This window comes from Streptomyces sp. HUAS 15-9 (assembly GCF_025642155.1).
Classification (GTDB): domain Bacteria; phylum Actinomycetota; class Actinomycetes; order Streptomycetales; family Streptomycetaceae; genus Streptomyces.
On the sequence record NZ_CP106798.1, the window covers coordinates 7,515,190 to 7,527,239 of the forward strand.

The 12,050-nt window shown below is 70.7% G+C and carries 12 protein-coding genes and 1 pseudogene; 8 read left to right on the forward strand and 5 right to left on the reverse strand.

Annotated elements, in window-relative coordinates:
- Positions 1-319 precede the first annotated feature (319 nt).
- The gene (locus N8I87_RS34260; protein ID WP_263214640.1) at positions 320-1,228 is read left to right on the forward strand and encodes a metallophosphoesterase family protein; all 909 of its coding nucleotides are present in this window, start codon (positions 320-322) and stop codon (positions 1,226-1,228) included.
- Positions 1,176-1,856 carry a 4'-phosphopantetheinyl transferase family protein gene (locus N8I87_RS34265; RefSeq protein ID WP_263214641.1) on the forward strand — a complete coding sequence of 227 codons (681 nt, stop codon included), beginning with the start codon at positions 1,176-1,178 and terminating at the stop codon, positions 1,854-1,856. The genes N8I87_RS34260 and N8I87_RS34265 overlap by 53 nt, the downstream gene beginning before the upstream one ends.
- 9 nt (positions 1,857-1,865) lie before the next feature.
- On the opposite strand, the gene N8I87_RS34270 is transcribed toward N8I87_RS34265, so the two are convergent.
- From N8I87_RS34270 to N8I87_RS34280, 3 genes are all read right to left on the reverse strand, one after another.
- Positions 1,866-2,102 (reverse strand): hypothetical protein, encoded by a 237-nt coding sequence (locus tag N8I87_RS34270; protein WP_263216791.1) that lies wholly within the window; start codon positions 2,100-2,102, stop codon positions 1,866-1,868.
- 185 nt (positions 2,103-2,287) lie between these two features.
- Complete coding sequence (locus tag N8I87_RS34275) at positions 2,288-2,845, reverse strand: toxin-antitoxin system, toxin component (RefSeq protein ID WP_263214642.1); 558 nt, start codon at positions 2,843-2,845, stop codon at positions 2,288-2,290.
- A 14-nt stretch (positions 2,846-2,859) separates the two neighbouring features.
- Positions 2,860-3,516, reverse strand: a complete 657-nt coding sequence (locus tag N8I87_RS34280; RefSeq protein ID WP_263214643.1) for a helix-turn-helix domain-containing protein — start codon at positions 3,514-3,516, stop codon at positions 2,860-2,862.
- 232 nt (positions 3,517-3,748) lie between these two features.
- Here N8I87_RS34280 and N8I87_RS34285 point away from each other — a divergent pair, with 232 nt between their 5' ends.
- Complete coding sequence (locus N8I87_RS34285; RefSeq protein ID WP_263214645.1) at positions 3,749-4,420, forward strand: MmyB family transcriptional regulator; 672 nt, start codon at positions 3,749-3,751, stop codon at positions 4,418-4,420.
- Positions 4,421-4,537: 117 nt separating this feature from the next.
- On the opposite strand, the gene N8I87_RS34290 is transcribed toward N8I87_RS34285, so the two are convergent.
- Both N8I87_RS34290 and N8I87_RS34295 read right to left on the reverse strand, forming a co-directional pair.
- Positions 4,538-5,383: a rod shape-determining protein gene (locus tag N8I87_RS34290; RefSeq protein WP_263214646.1), complete on the reverse strand. Its 846-nt coding sequence runs from the start codon at positions 5,381-5,383 to the stop codon at positions 4,538-4,540.
- Positions 5,380-5,577: pseudogene (locus tag N8I87_RS34295) on the reverse strand (TraR/DksA family transcriptional regulator); the annotation flags it as partial. The gene N8I87_RS34290 and the pseudogene N8I87_RS34295, both read right to left, overlap by 4 nt.
- A gap of 167 nt (positions 5,578-5,744) precedes the next feature.
- Between N8I87_RS34295 and N8I87_RS34300 the strand changes: the two are divergent.
- From N8I87_RS34300 to N8I87_RS34320, 5 genes are all read left to right on the forward strand, one after another.
- Positions 5,745-7,049, forward strand: coding sequence for a LacI family DNA-binding transcriptional regulator (locus N8I87_RS34300; protein WP_411577400.1), 1,305 nt, complete (start codon positions 5,745-5,747; stop codon positions 7,047-7,049).
- 110 nt (positions 7,050-7,159) lie between these two features.
- Positions 7,160-8,512 carry an ABC transporter substrate-binding protein gene (locus N8I87_RS34305; protein ID WP_263214648.1) on the forward strand — a complete coding sequence of 451 codons (1,353 nt, stop codon included), beginning with the start codon at positions 7,160-7,162 and terminating at the stop codon, positions 8,510-8,512.
- A gap of 5 nt (positions 8,513-8,517) precedes the next feature.
- Entirely contained in the window at positions 8,518-9,471 is a 954-nt protein-coding gene (locus N8I87_RS34310; RefSeq protein WP_263214650.1) for a carbohydrate ABC transporter permease, read from the forward strand.
- Positions 9,468-10,343: a carbohydrate ABC transporter permease gene (locus N8I87_RS34315; protein WP_263214651.1), complete on the forward strand. Its 876-nt coding sequence runs from the start codon at positions 9,468-9,470 to the stop codon at positions 10,341-10,343. Before N8I87_RS34310 ends, N8I87_RS34315 begins: the two co-directional genes overlap by 4 nt.
- A gap of 36 nt (positions 10,344-10,379) precedes the next feature.
- Complete coding sequence (locus N8I87_RS34320; protein WP_263214652.1) at positions 10,380-12,011, forward strand: glycoside hydrolase family 13 protein; 1,632 nt, start codon at positions 10,380-10,382, stop codon at positions 12,009-12,011.
- The last annotated feature ends 39 nt before the right edge of the window (positions 12,012-12,050 follow it).

Genomic DNA, 12,050 nt, shown 5'->3' on the forward strand with positions numbered 1-12,050 from the left:
TGGTTGGAGGGACACCAAACCGCCCTGCGCGAAGGGAAGTTCGTGGCGGTGGTGTTGGGGCGATCATACGGCTTTCAAAGGCCCCTTCGTGCAACGCGAATGTTACGGATTCCCGGCTTCTGCCGAACCATCTCCCTCACGACCGCTCACCCGCCCCGACGGGGCGTCTCCCGCCCCGACTCACCCGGACGGCGCAGCCGGGCGAAAGGCGGCCGAGCGGTGCCGGCGGGGCCCGCGCCGCGCCGTCCGGGTTGCCCCTTGTTCGAGGGCGGTGAATATGTTCTCGTGTTGCCAGTGGCGTGATCGGAAGGGGTGACGGGTGGAGTCGACGGCCGATGGTGCCGGGCAGCTGCTGGCCATCAGCGACCTGCACATCGGGTACGCCGAGAACCGCGCGCTCGTCGAACAGATGAGCCCCGAGACGGACGACGACTGGCTGATCGTGGCCGGTGACGTCGCGGAGACCGTCGCCGACATCCGCTGGGCCCTTCAGACGCTCGCCGGCCGCTTCCGCAAGGTGCTGTGGGTCCCCGGCAACCACGATCTGTGGACCCACCCCAAGGACCCGGTCACCCTGCGCGGCGTGCCACGCTACGACTACCTGGTCGCGATGTGCCGGGACCTGGGCGTGACCACTCCCGAGGACCCCTACCCCGTCTGGGAGGGCCCCGGCGGCCCGGTGGCCGTGGCGCCGCTGTTCCTGCTGTACGACTACTCGTTCCTGCCCGACGGCTGCGCGACCAAGGAGGAGGGCCTCGCCTACGCGCACGGCACCGGCATCGTCTGCAACGACGAGTACCTGCTGCACCCCGACCCCCACCCCTCCCGCGAGGCCTGGTGCCGCGCCCGGGTCGCCGCGACGGAGCGCAGGCTCGCCGAACTCCCGGACGAGCTGCCCACCGTACTGATCAACCACTATCCGCTCGACCGGCATCCCACCGACGTGCTGTGGCACCCCGAGTTCGCCATGTGGTGCGGCACCGACCTCACCGCCGACTGGCACCGCCGATTCCGGGTCGACACCATGGTCTACGGTCATCTCCACATCCCGCGGACCACCTGGCTCGACGGCGTCCGCTTCGAAGAGGTGTCCGTGGGATATCCCCGCGAGTGGCGCAAGCGCCCGGAACCCCCGGGAAGGCTGCGCCGCATTCTGCCGATGGAGGTCGGATCCGGTGATCGAGGAGCTGCTCCCGGACTCGGTCGTGGCCGTGGAACTGCACGGTGACGACGCGATCCAGGAAGCCCCGCTCTACCCCGAGGAGGAGGCGCTCATGGTCCGGGCCGTGGCCAAGCGCCGCCGTGAGTTCTCGTCCGTGCGCGCCTGCGCCCGGCGGGCCATGGAGAAGCTCGGCGTAGCCGCGCAGCCCATCCTGACCGGCGAGAGCGGGGCCCCGCGCTGGCCGGCCGGCCTGGTCGGCAGCATGACCCACAGCGAGGGCTACTGCGCCGCCGCCCTCGTCCGCGCCGCCGACCTGGCCTCCCTCGGCATCGACGCCGAACCGGACGAGCCGCTGCCCGAGGACGTCGTCCCCTACGTCTGCCTGCCCACGGAGCGCGAGCGGCTGCGCGAGCTCGCCACGGAGCGACCCGACATCCACTGGGACCGGATCCTGTTCAGCGCCAAGGAGTCCGTCTACAAGGCGTGGTTCCCCCTCACCCGTCGCTGGCTGGACTTCACCGAGGCCGACATCGAGGTTCTCGCGGACCCCGGCGAGCGGCCGCACGGCGCGCTGCGCGCCGAACTCCTCGTCCCCGGCCCCTGGGTGGACGGTCACCGCGTCCAGCGGTTCGAGGGCCGGTGGAGCGTCCAGCGCGGAGTCGTGACCTCGGCCGTGGTCGTGCCCCACTCCTGAGGGCCCGTCTCAGGGCTGCGGACACCACATCTGCAGCAGCCGGAAGAACGCCTCCTCGTTGCCGGTGAGTCCCGCGTCCGCCAGTGCCTGCTCCGCCTCGGCGAGCACGGTGGGCGGGACCACGGCCGGACGGCCGCCGCGGCCCCCGTCCGGTGGGCCGTCGAAGGCCGCACGCACCGTGTGCAGCAGTCGCAAGTAGGCCTGTACGGCGGTGCGCTCATGGTCGGTCAGTACGGCGGTGGGCATCGGTCGGCTCTCCCCGGTCGGCTTCTCGGTCACGCGCCCGCAGGACACGTACCTCCAGCTTGCCGTCCACCACTGACAACGCCGTTTCTCCCGCACTCTGGGCTTCGCTCGTGCGGGGGGACCCCATCGCCCCGGTTCGCCCGCTCAGCGGAGGCGGGACCTGACCGGTCGGGCCGGGGCGACGCTCAGCCCTGCGGTCCCAGATAGCCCAGGGAGGCCTCGATGCGGCCCGCCAGATGGTTCCGTCGCACCGGGCCGCGCAGAGCCGAACCCGCCAGCCAGGTGCGGCACTTGCTGGCCAGCAGCAGGCCGAAGGTCTCGGCGTCGCGCTCCTCGTCCAGGTCGAAGCGGGTGCGGGCGGCCACCCGCTGGACGGTCGCCCGGAGCGCCGCCTGGTCCGTGTCGTCGTCCAGCAGCCGGGTCGCGACGGAGACGCCCTCGACGTGGTGGCCGCCGTGGTCGGCCTGCATGTGCCACAGCTCGTGGCCGAGGATCACCAACTGGTGGTCGGGTGCGGTGCGTTCCTCGACGACGATGAGGTCCTGGTCGGTCATGTCGAGCCACAGTCCGCTGGCCGTTCCGGGTGGGAAGACGGCCATGCGGAAGAGGACGGGACGGCCGCGGCGGCGGCTCATCGCCTCGCACAGCGCGGTGTACAGGTCGTGCGGCCGGGCCGGCGCGGGCAACGTCAGCGCCCCGACCAGCTCGCCGCACAGGCGGCGCATGTCCCTGCCGATGCCCACAGTTCTCCCCCGGCTCACGACTCGGGCCGCTTGACGCTCTCCAGGAGCATGTCGAGCCACTCCGCGACCTTGTCCCGGTGCTGGTCGGTGGGCAGCTGCGCGGCGCGCCAGGCGATCCCGCGGACGCCGTGGTCCTGCAGCAGCCGCTCCAGCGGGTCCGCCACGTCCTCGGCCGCGGCCCGTTCACGGTCGGCGAGTTTCTGCAGCAGCTCCTGCTCGGTGCGCTGCAGGGCGCCCGCGAGGGCCTCGGGGTCCTCCGCCGTGAGAAAGCCCGCGTGCACCCGGAAGAAGCGCTGGATGGCGTCGCAGTGCTCCATGGTGGGGCGCCGGTCGCCGTTGATGAGCGCGCCGGCCTGCTGCCGGGACATGCCCGCGCCGTCGGCTATCTCCTGCTGGGTGTACTTGCGCCCGTTCGGCTTGAGCCGGGTACGGCGCAGCAGGTCGAGACGCTGCAGGAACCGGGCCTGCACATCGGGCTCGCCCGCGGGACGCCCGCTCAGCAGGGTCCTGACCACGGGCTCGGGGACACCGCTGGCGACACAGAGGCGACGGACATCGAAGACCTCGGCGTGCGGTACGCCGAGCCGGTCGGCAAGCGCGGCGACGCGGGCGACGACGGCCGGCAGCTGGGCGGTCGCCGTGGCGCCCGGATCCTCGTAGCCATCCGTCACCGACAGAACTCCTACGTCTCTCAGGGGCTTCAAGGGGTTCTCACAAGCGATTGCCGTGAACTTCCCGGAGAGTAGCGGGTGGTTCGAACTCACATCCAGGTCTCGCCACAACTGTGGCTAATTTCAGCCGTCAACAGGCATGAAATGCCACGATAGTTGACATGACTCTTGTCGGGGAAGCAGGATCACATCGCCGCGTGAAGGCCGCATAGGCAAGAGGGGTGACCTCCCGATGGCATATCAGGCAGGTGGGCAGCGGTCGGCGCCGAGGCCCGTCCCCGAGAGTCTTGAGGCCCAGGCATATCTTCAGGACTACGCCACGCTTCTGGAGGCCGTCGCCTTCCCGTCCGTGGTCTTCGACCACCGCTGGGACGTCGTCCTGGCCAACAGCGCGTTCGAGACACTTTTCCGGGGGATCGGCCCGCATCCCACGGCCATGCCGGGCGGCAACCTGCTCCGGTTCGTGCTGTTCCACCCCGACGCGGGAATGGTTCTCGGAGAGCACGAGGCGCGTTGGTGCCTGCCGATGCTGGCGCACTTCAAGGCGGCCATGGAGCGCTACGGCCATGACCACGAACTGCAGGCCATCCGCCGGGAGATCTCCCAGGACCCCATCATGGAGGCCGCGTACCGGCACGGTCTGCCGCACTGGATCAGGGCCGTGGGGGACGAGGCCATGGAGCACGACGGCGCCGTCCGCCCCCTGCTCCACCCCGACCCGCGCTGGGGCGCGACCGAGTGCCGCATCGTCGGTGACACCCCGAAGATGCTCGAGGCGATGGGGTACACGCGCCTCACCCTGGTCCTGCGCGACACCCGCCGCCCCAGCGCGGCCCCGCGCCGCCCCCGCCGCGCCCGCGGCACCGCCACGCACCTGACCGTAGTACCGACCGCGGACGCCTGACCCGGCACCGTCGGCGTGCAGGTCGCCGACGGCGTCGGCACCTTCCGGTGCACAGCGGCTGTCGGCGGACGCAGCGACGGAGAGCAGGAGTGGGCGTGGGGACTTTCGCCGGTCGGCTCACCTCGGCCGGTCCGGCACCGCCGCTTCGTGGCCGCCTGATCCGCCGGACCGGCCCTGGTGGGGACGGGCGGCGGGGTGCACCTCGTCGCCCGCCGACGGGTGGCCGTGAGCGGCAGTGAGGAGTGCCGCGGCGCCGCGCACGGTGGCGGTGTGGGGTGCGGGGAGGGGCCGTACGGGAGCGTGCAACCTGTCGGTGAGACGATCGGCGAACCCCGGACGCAGCGCGCCTCCGCCGGCCAGGAGGGGTCCTCGGCGCAGCGCGTCGGCGGTCTGTGACGTGCGGTCCTGCCCGAGCATCGCGGTCACCATGCCGGTCACCGCCTCGACCAGATCCATGACGGTGGTGGCGTCGTCGAGGTCGTCGGTGCCCAGGACCGTGCACCGGGCGTCGACGACGGCGCCGTCCGCCAACAGCACCACCTCGGTGAGCTGCGCGCCGGCGTCCACCACGAGCAGCGTGCGGGCCGGATCCGCGCCCGCGGCGCACGCCACCGCCCGTGCCGCCGGGACGGTCAGCACGGCCCGCGGACGCAGGACCTCGACGGCGGTACGGGCCTCGGTCCGGAAGGCGACACCTCCCAGGGCGGGCACGGCCACGACCACCAGCGGGCGGCGCGGGCCGGACAGACGGTCACCGAGCAGCCGCTCGAGCACCCGGGAGGTGCCCGGGGTGTCCACGATGGCGCCGCGCCGCACGGGACGGACGGCGCCGGGCCAGGCGATGGTCGGCCCCTCCAGAACGACTCCCGGGCCGCCGATCCGGGCGCGCGTGCGGGCACTGCCCAGGTCGAGGGCGACGCCGGAGCAGCGCCGGCACCCCGGCCGTGCTGTTGCCGTGCTCACCGGCCGACCTCCCTCACCTGCTGGCAGCGGGAGCAGTAGCGGGCCTGGGGAACGATCACCAGCCGCTCACGGGCTATCGGACGCCGGCACAGCTGGCAGACGCCGTACCGCCCCCGTGCCATGCGCTCCAGAGCCGCTTCCACGTCGGCCAGCACCATGTGGGCGGAGGCGGCGAGCCTGACGCGTACCTCGGCCCGCGAGAGAGGAGGAGGGGCATGTCCCGGTCGCCGCGCACCGCCCCCGCCCCTGGTGGCCGACGGCCGGTGTACGTGCTCACCGTCCTGGTGACCGCGGTCCTGGCGCTGCTCACCGGCCTCGTCGCGGTCACACCATCAACGATTCCGTCGTCGTCTTCGACCGCATCGGGGAAAGCCGGCGCTCGGGCACCGGGGCCTCACTCGCGCACCTGACGAACCAGGCGATCCTGCAGACGCTGCCGCGTACCGTCAACACCGGCGTGGGGGCGGCGTTCATCCTCACCGCCCTGGCCGTGCTCGGCGGCGAGGCCCTCGGCGACTTCGCCCTCGCCCTGCTCGTGGGGCTGGTGGTCGGCACCTACTCCTCGATCTTCACCGCCGCCCCGATGGCCCCTCGAACTGGAGGCACACATCTCCTCGCCCCCTTCACGCAAGTGATTTGCGCTTCTTGCGCTATTCTTGCGTTCATGACGCGACGACTTGCGGAAGTGGCGAAGAAGGTCGGGGTCAGCGAGGCCACGGTCAGCCGGGTGCTCAACAACAAGCCCGGGGTCTCCCAAGCCACCCGGCAGGCGGTGCTCTCCGCCCTCGACGTCCTCGGCTACGAACGGCCCACCCAGCTGCGCGGCGAGCGCGCGCGGCTGGTGGGGCTGGTCCTGCCGGAGCTGCAGAACCCCATCTTCCCGGCGTTCGCCGAGGTCATCGGTGGCGCACTGGCCCAGCTCGGACTCACCCCGGTGCTGTGCACCCAGACCAAGGGCGGGGTCTCCGAGGCGGACTACGTGACCCTGTTGCTGCAGCAGCAGGTCTCCGGGGTCGTCTTCGCCGGCGGTCTGTACGCCCAGGCCGACGCCCCGCACGACCACTACCGGCTGCTCGCCGACCGCAACATCCCGGTGGTGCTGGTCAACGCGGCCATCGAGCACCTCGGCTTCCCGGGCGTCTCCTGTGACGACGCGGTCGCCGTGGAGCAGGCCTGGCGCCACCTCGCCTCCCTGGGGCACGAGCGGATCGGCCTCGTGCTCGGTCCCGGGGACCATGTGCCGTCGGCGCGGAAGCTGGCGGCGGCGCGGGCGATCGCCGGGGGAGAGCTGCCCGACGAGTTCGTGGCCCGCGCCATGTTCTCGATCGAGGGCGGCCACGCGGCGACGGCCAAGCTCATCGACCGCGGGGTCACCGGGTTCGTCTGCGCCAGCGACCCGCTCGCCCTGGGAGCCGTACGGGCCGCCCGGCGCAAGGGACTTGACGTGCCGTCACAGATCTCGGTGGTCGGGTACGACGACTCCGCGCTGATGAACTGCACCGAGCCGCCCCTCACCACGGTCCGCCAGCCCATCGAGTCCATGGGCAAGGCCGCCGTGGAACTGCTGAACGCGCGGATCGGCGGCAGTGCCGTAGCCGCCGACGAACTGCTCTTCGAGCCGGAGCTGGTGGTCCGGGGATCGACCGCGCAAGCCCCTCGTCCCTGAGATCCACTCAGCTGTCAAATAATTACGGATTCTGCGTGACATCTTGCCGCCAGATGTCGCCGGTGCTTGAGTGTGCGACGCCCACTGCTCCTGCCCAGAGGGGTCCACCGATGAGAAGCACCGGGTTCCGTCGTACCTTCCTCGCGCTAGGCGTCTGTTCCTCCCTCGCGCTGTCAGCCTCCGCCTGCGGATCGGGCGACGACGACACGGCGAGCGGCAAGACCCGCATCACCGTCAACTGCGAGCCGCCCAAGAGCGCCAAGGTCGACCGCGCGTTCTTCGAGGAGGACATCGCCTCCTTCGAGAAGCAGAACCCGGACATCGACGTCGTCGCCCACGACGCGTTCCCCTGCCAGGACCCGAAGACGTTCGACGCCAAGCTCGCCGGCGGCCAGATGGAGGACGTCTTCTACACGTACTTCACCGACGCCCGGCATGTCGCCGACATCGGCCAGGCCGCCGATCTCACCCCGTACCTCAAGGAGTTGAAGAGCTACCCCACCATCCAGCAGCAGCTGCGCGACATCTACACCGTCGACGGCAAGGTCTACGGCATACCGCGCACCGGATACTCCATGGGGCTGATCTACAACCGCAGGCTCTTCGAGAAGGCCGGCCTCGACCCCGACAAACCCCCGGCGACCTGGGACGAGGTCCGCGCCGACGCCAAGAGGATCGCCGCGCTCGGCGGCGGCACCGTCGGCTACGCCGACTACAGCGCCCAGAACCAGGGCGGCTGGCACTTCACGGCCGAGCTGTACTCACAGGGCGGCGACGTCGTGTCGGCCGACGGCAAGAAGGCCACCGTCGACACCCCCGAGGGCCACGCGGTCCTGCAGAACCTGCACGACATGCGGTGGGCCGACGACTCGATGGGCAGCAAGCAGCTCCTCGTCATCAACGACGTCCAGCAGCTGATGGGTTCGGGCAAGCTCGGCATGTATCTCTCCGCGCCGGACAACATCCCGATCCTGGTGAAGGAGAAGGGCGGCAACTACAAGGACCTCGCCCTGGCCCCCATGCCCGGCGGCAAGGGCACGCTCATCGGCGGCGACGGCTACATGTTCAACAAGAAGGACACGCCCGCGCAGATCAGGGCCGGCCTGAAGTGGCTCGACCACATGTTCCTGACCCCGGGCGACGGCTTCCTCGGCGACTACGCCCGCGCCGAGCAGCACGACGCCCCGGTGGGCCTGCCCGAGCCGCGGCTGTTCACCGGCGCCGCCGACACCAAGGACCAGCAGGTCAAGAAGGCCAACGCCAATGTCCCTGTGGAGAACTACCAGGCCTTCCTCGACGGCAACCAGCGGCTGCGGATGAAGATCGAGCCGCCGGACGCCCAGCAGATCTACTCCGTCCTCGACGGAGCCGTCTCCGCCGTCCTCACCAAGAAGGACGCCGACATCGACCAGCTGCTTGGGGACGCCTCCGGCAAGATCGACGGCATCCTGGCCAGGAGCTGACACCGATGACGAAGACGGTTGCGCCGCGACCCGTCGAGCGGATCGCCGTACGCCCCGTACAGGCGCCGCCTCCGGCAGGGGACCGGAGGCGGCGCCGCCTGGCCGACCAGGCCCGCGCCTACGCCTTCCTCCTCGGCGGTCTGCTCTGCTTCGCCCTGTTCTCCTGGTACCCGGCGATTCGCGCGGTCGTCATCGCCTTCCAGAAGTACACGCCCGGCTCCCCGCCCCAGTGGGTCGGCACCGCCAACTTCACCCGCGTCCTGCACGACCCGGAGTTCACGGCCGCCTGGCGCAACACCCTCACCTTCACCCTGCTCGCCCTGCTCATCGGCTTCGCGATCCCCTTCGTACTCGCCCTGGTCCTCAACGAGTTGCGGCACGCCAAGGCGTTCTTCCGGGTCGTGGTCTATCTGCCGGTGATGATCCCGCCGGTGGTCAGCGCCCTGCTGTGGAAGTGGTTCTACGACCCCGGAGCCGGCCTCGCCAACGAGGCGCTGCGCTCACTGCACCTGCCCACCTCCAACTGGTCCAATGGCGCGGACACTGCTCTCATCTCCCTCGTGATCGTCGCGACCTGGGCCAACATGGGCGGCACGGTCCTGATCTATCTGGCCGCGCTCCAGTCCATCCCCGGCGAGCTGTACGAGGCGGCCGAACTGGACGGAGCCGGTCTGCTGCAACGCATCCGACATGTGACGATCCCCCAGAGCAGGTTCGTCATCCTGATGCTGATGCTTCTTCAGATCATCGCCACCATGCAGGTCTTCACCGAACCCTTCGTGATCACGGGCGGCGGACCGGAGAACGCCACCGTCACGGTGCTCTATCTGATCTACAAGTACGCCTTCCTCTACAACGACTTCGGCGGCGCCTGTGCGCTGAGCGTGATGCTCCTGGTGCTCCTCGGCCTCTTCTCCGCCGTATATCTGCGGCTGACCCGCTCCGAGGGGGACACATGAGCACCCGGACCCTCGTCTCCCCGGCGACGCTGGCCCGCCCGCGCGGCAAGGCCGTCTACTGGACCGTGTTCACCGGCGTCGTCGTCCTCTTCGCGCTCGCCTTCCTGTTCCCGGTCTATTGGATGGTGACCGGTGCTGCGAAGTCGCCGGACGAGGTGGCGCGGACCCCGCCCACCCTCGTGCCGGAGCACTGGCACCTCAGTGGCTACACCGACGCCTGGGACCTCATGCAACTGCCCCGGCATCTGTGGAACACGGTGGTCCAGGCGTCCGGAGCCTGGCTGTTCCAGCTGGTGTTCTGCACGGCCGCCGCCTACGCCCTCTCCCGGCTGCGGCCCGCCTTCGGCAAGGTGATCCTCGGCGGCATCCTGGCCACCCTGATGGTCCCGGCCCAGGCCCTGGTCGTACCGAAGTACCTCACCGTCGCCGATCTGCCACTGGTCCACACCAGCCTGCTCAACGACCCCCTCGGGATCTGGCTGCCGGCCGTCACCAACGCCTTCAACCTGTATCTCCTGAAGCGGTTCTTCGACCAGCTGCCGCGCGATGTGCTGGAGGCCGCCGAGATCGACGGCGCCGGAAAGCTGCGCATCCTGTGGTCGATCGTGCTGCCGATGTCCCGCCCGGTCCTGGGAGTCGTGTCGATCTTCGCCCTGGTCGCCGTGTGGCAGGACTTCCTGTGGCCGCTGATGGTCTTCTCCGACACCGACAAGCAGCCGATCAGCGTGGCCCTCGTCCAGCTGTCGCAGAACATCCAGCTGACCGTGCTCGTCGCCGCGATGGTGATCGCCAGCATCCCGATGGTCGCGCTGTTCCTCGTCTTCCAGCGGCACATCATCGCCGGGATCAGCGCGGGCAGCACGAAGGGCTGACACCGCCCTCCTCCCCGACACAGAAAGGCAGGCACCGTGGGACAGCCCACCCATGCCCGAAACACCGACTGGTGGCGCTCCGCCGTCATCTACCAGGTGTACGTACGCAGCTTCGCGGACGGCGACGGCGACGGCGTCGGCGACCTCGCGGGCGTCCGGGCGAGGCTCCCGTACCTCGCCGAACTCGGTGTGGACGCCCTGTGGTTCAACCCCTGGTACCTCTCACCCATGAAGGACGGCGGCTACGACGTCGCCGACTACCGCGCCGTCGACCCGGCCTTCGGGACGCTCGCCGAGGCGGAGAAACTCATCGCCGAGGCACGGGAGCTGGGCATCCGCACCATCGTCGACGTGGTGCCCAACCATGTCTCCGACCAGCATGCCTGGTTCCGTGCGGCGCTCGCGGCGGGCCCCGGCAGCCCCGAGCGCGAGCTGTTCCACTTCCGGCCGGGGCGCGGAGCGCAGGGCCAACTCCCGCCGAACGACTGGCCGTCCCAGTTCGTCGGCTCCACCGGGCCCGTGTGGACCCGGCTGCCCGACGGCGACTGGTACCTCCATCTGTTCACACCCGAGCAGCCCGACCTCAACTGGGCCCATCCGGCCGTCCGCCGCGAGCACGAGGACATCCTGCGCTTCTGGTTCGACCGGGGCGTTGCAGGTGTCCGCATCGACTCCGCGGCCCTGCTCGCCAAGGACCCGGACCTCCCGGACCTGGGCGAGGGCCGTGACCTGGCCGGGGGCCGCGACCCGCACCCCTTCGTCGACCGCGAGGAGCTGCACGGCATCTACCGCTCCTGGCGTGCGGTGGCCGACGAGTACGACGGTGTCTTCGTCGGCGAGGTCTGGCTGCCCGACCCCGAACGCTTCGCCCGCTACCTCCGTCCCGACGAGCTGCACACGGCCTTCAACTTCTCCTTCCTGGCCTGTCCCTGGGACGCCGCGAGTCTCCGGACGTCGATCGACACCACCCTCGCCGAACACGCCCCGGTGGGCGCACCCGCCACCTGGGTGCTGTGCAACCACGACGTGACCCGCACCGTCACCCGGTACGGCCGTGAGGACACCGGCTTCGACTTCGCCACCAAGGCCTTCGGTACCCCGACGGATCTCGCCCTCGGCACCCGCCGGGCCCGTGCGGCCGCGCTGCTGTCGCTGGCCCTGCCCGGGGCGGTCTATGTGTACCAGGGGGAGGAGCTGGGACTGCCGGAGGTCGACATCCCCCTGGACCGGATACAGGATCCGATGTACCTGCGCTCGGGCGGCACCGCCCCGGGCCGCGACGGCTGCCGGGTGCCGCTGCCCTGGGCGGCGGGGGAGCCGTACGCGGGCTTCGGCTCCCACGAGGAGCCATGGCTGCCGCAGCCGGCCGACTGGCCCTCGTACGCGGTCGACCGGCAACAGACCGACCCTGACTCCATGCTCCACCTCTACCGCGAGGCGATCCGGCTGCGCCCGCGGTTCGGTGACGGCCCCCTCACCTGGCTGCCCGCCTCCGAGGGAGTCCTCTCCTTCACGCGCGCGAACGGAGCGGACGGCGCGGTCTGCGTGGTGAACCTCGCGACCGCCCCCGCCGAACTGCCCGCGCACACCCGACTCCTGCTCGCCAGCGGCCCGCTGGACCACCGGGGCCGCCTCCCGCAGGACACGGCGGTCTGGCTCCGGGTCTGAGCCGCCGCCGCTTGCTATCCCCGCACCCCCACCTCGAAG

Bases quoted from the DNA above. Each gene is read 5' to 3' on its own strand.
- N8I87_RS34315 (WP_263214651.1), top strand. From the start codon at position 9,468: ATGAGCACCCGGACCCTCGTCTCCCCGGCGACGCTGGCCCGCCCGCGC.
- N8I87_RS34285 (WP_263214645.1), top strand. From the start codon at position 3,749: ATGGCATATCAGGCAGGTGGGCAGCGGTCGGCGCCGAGGCCCGTCCCC.
- N8I87_RS34305 (WP_263214648.1), top strand. From the start codon at position 7,160: ATGAGAAGCACCGGGTTCCGTCGTACCTTCCTCGCGCTAGGCGTCTGT.
- N8I87_RS34310 (WP_263214650.1), top strand. From the start codon at position 8,518: ATGACGAAGACGGTTGCGCCGCGACCCGTCGAGCGGATCGCCGTACGC.
- N8I87_RS34270 (WP_263216791.1), bottom strand. From the start codon at position 2,102: ATGCCCACCGCCGTACTGACCGACCATGAGCGCACCGCCGTACAGGCC.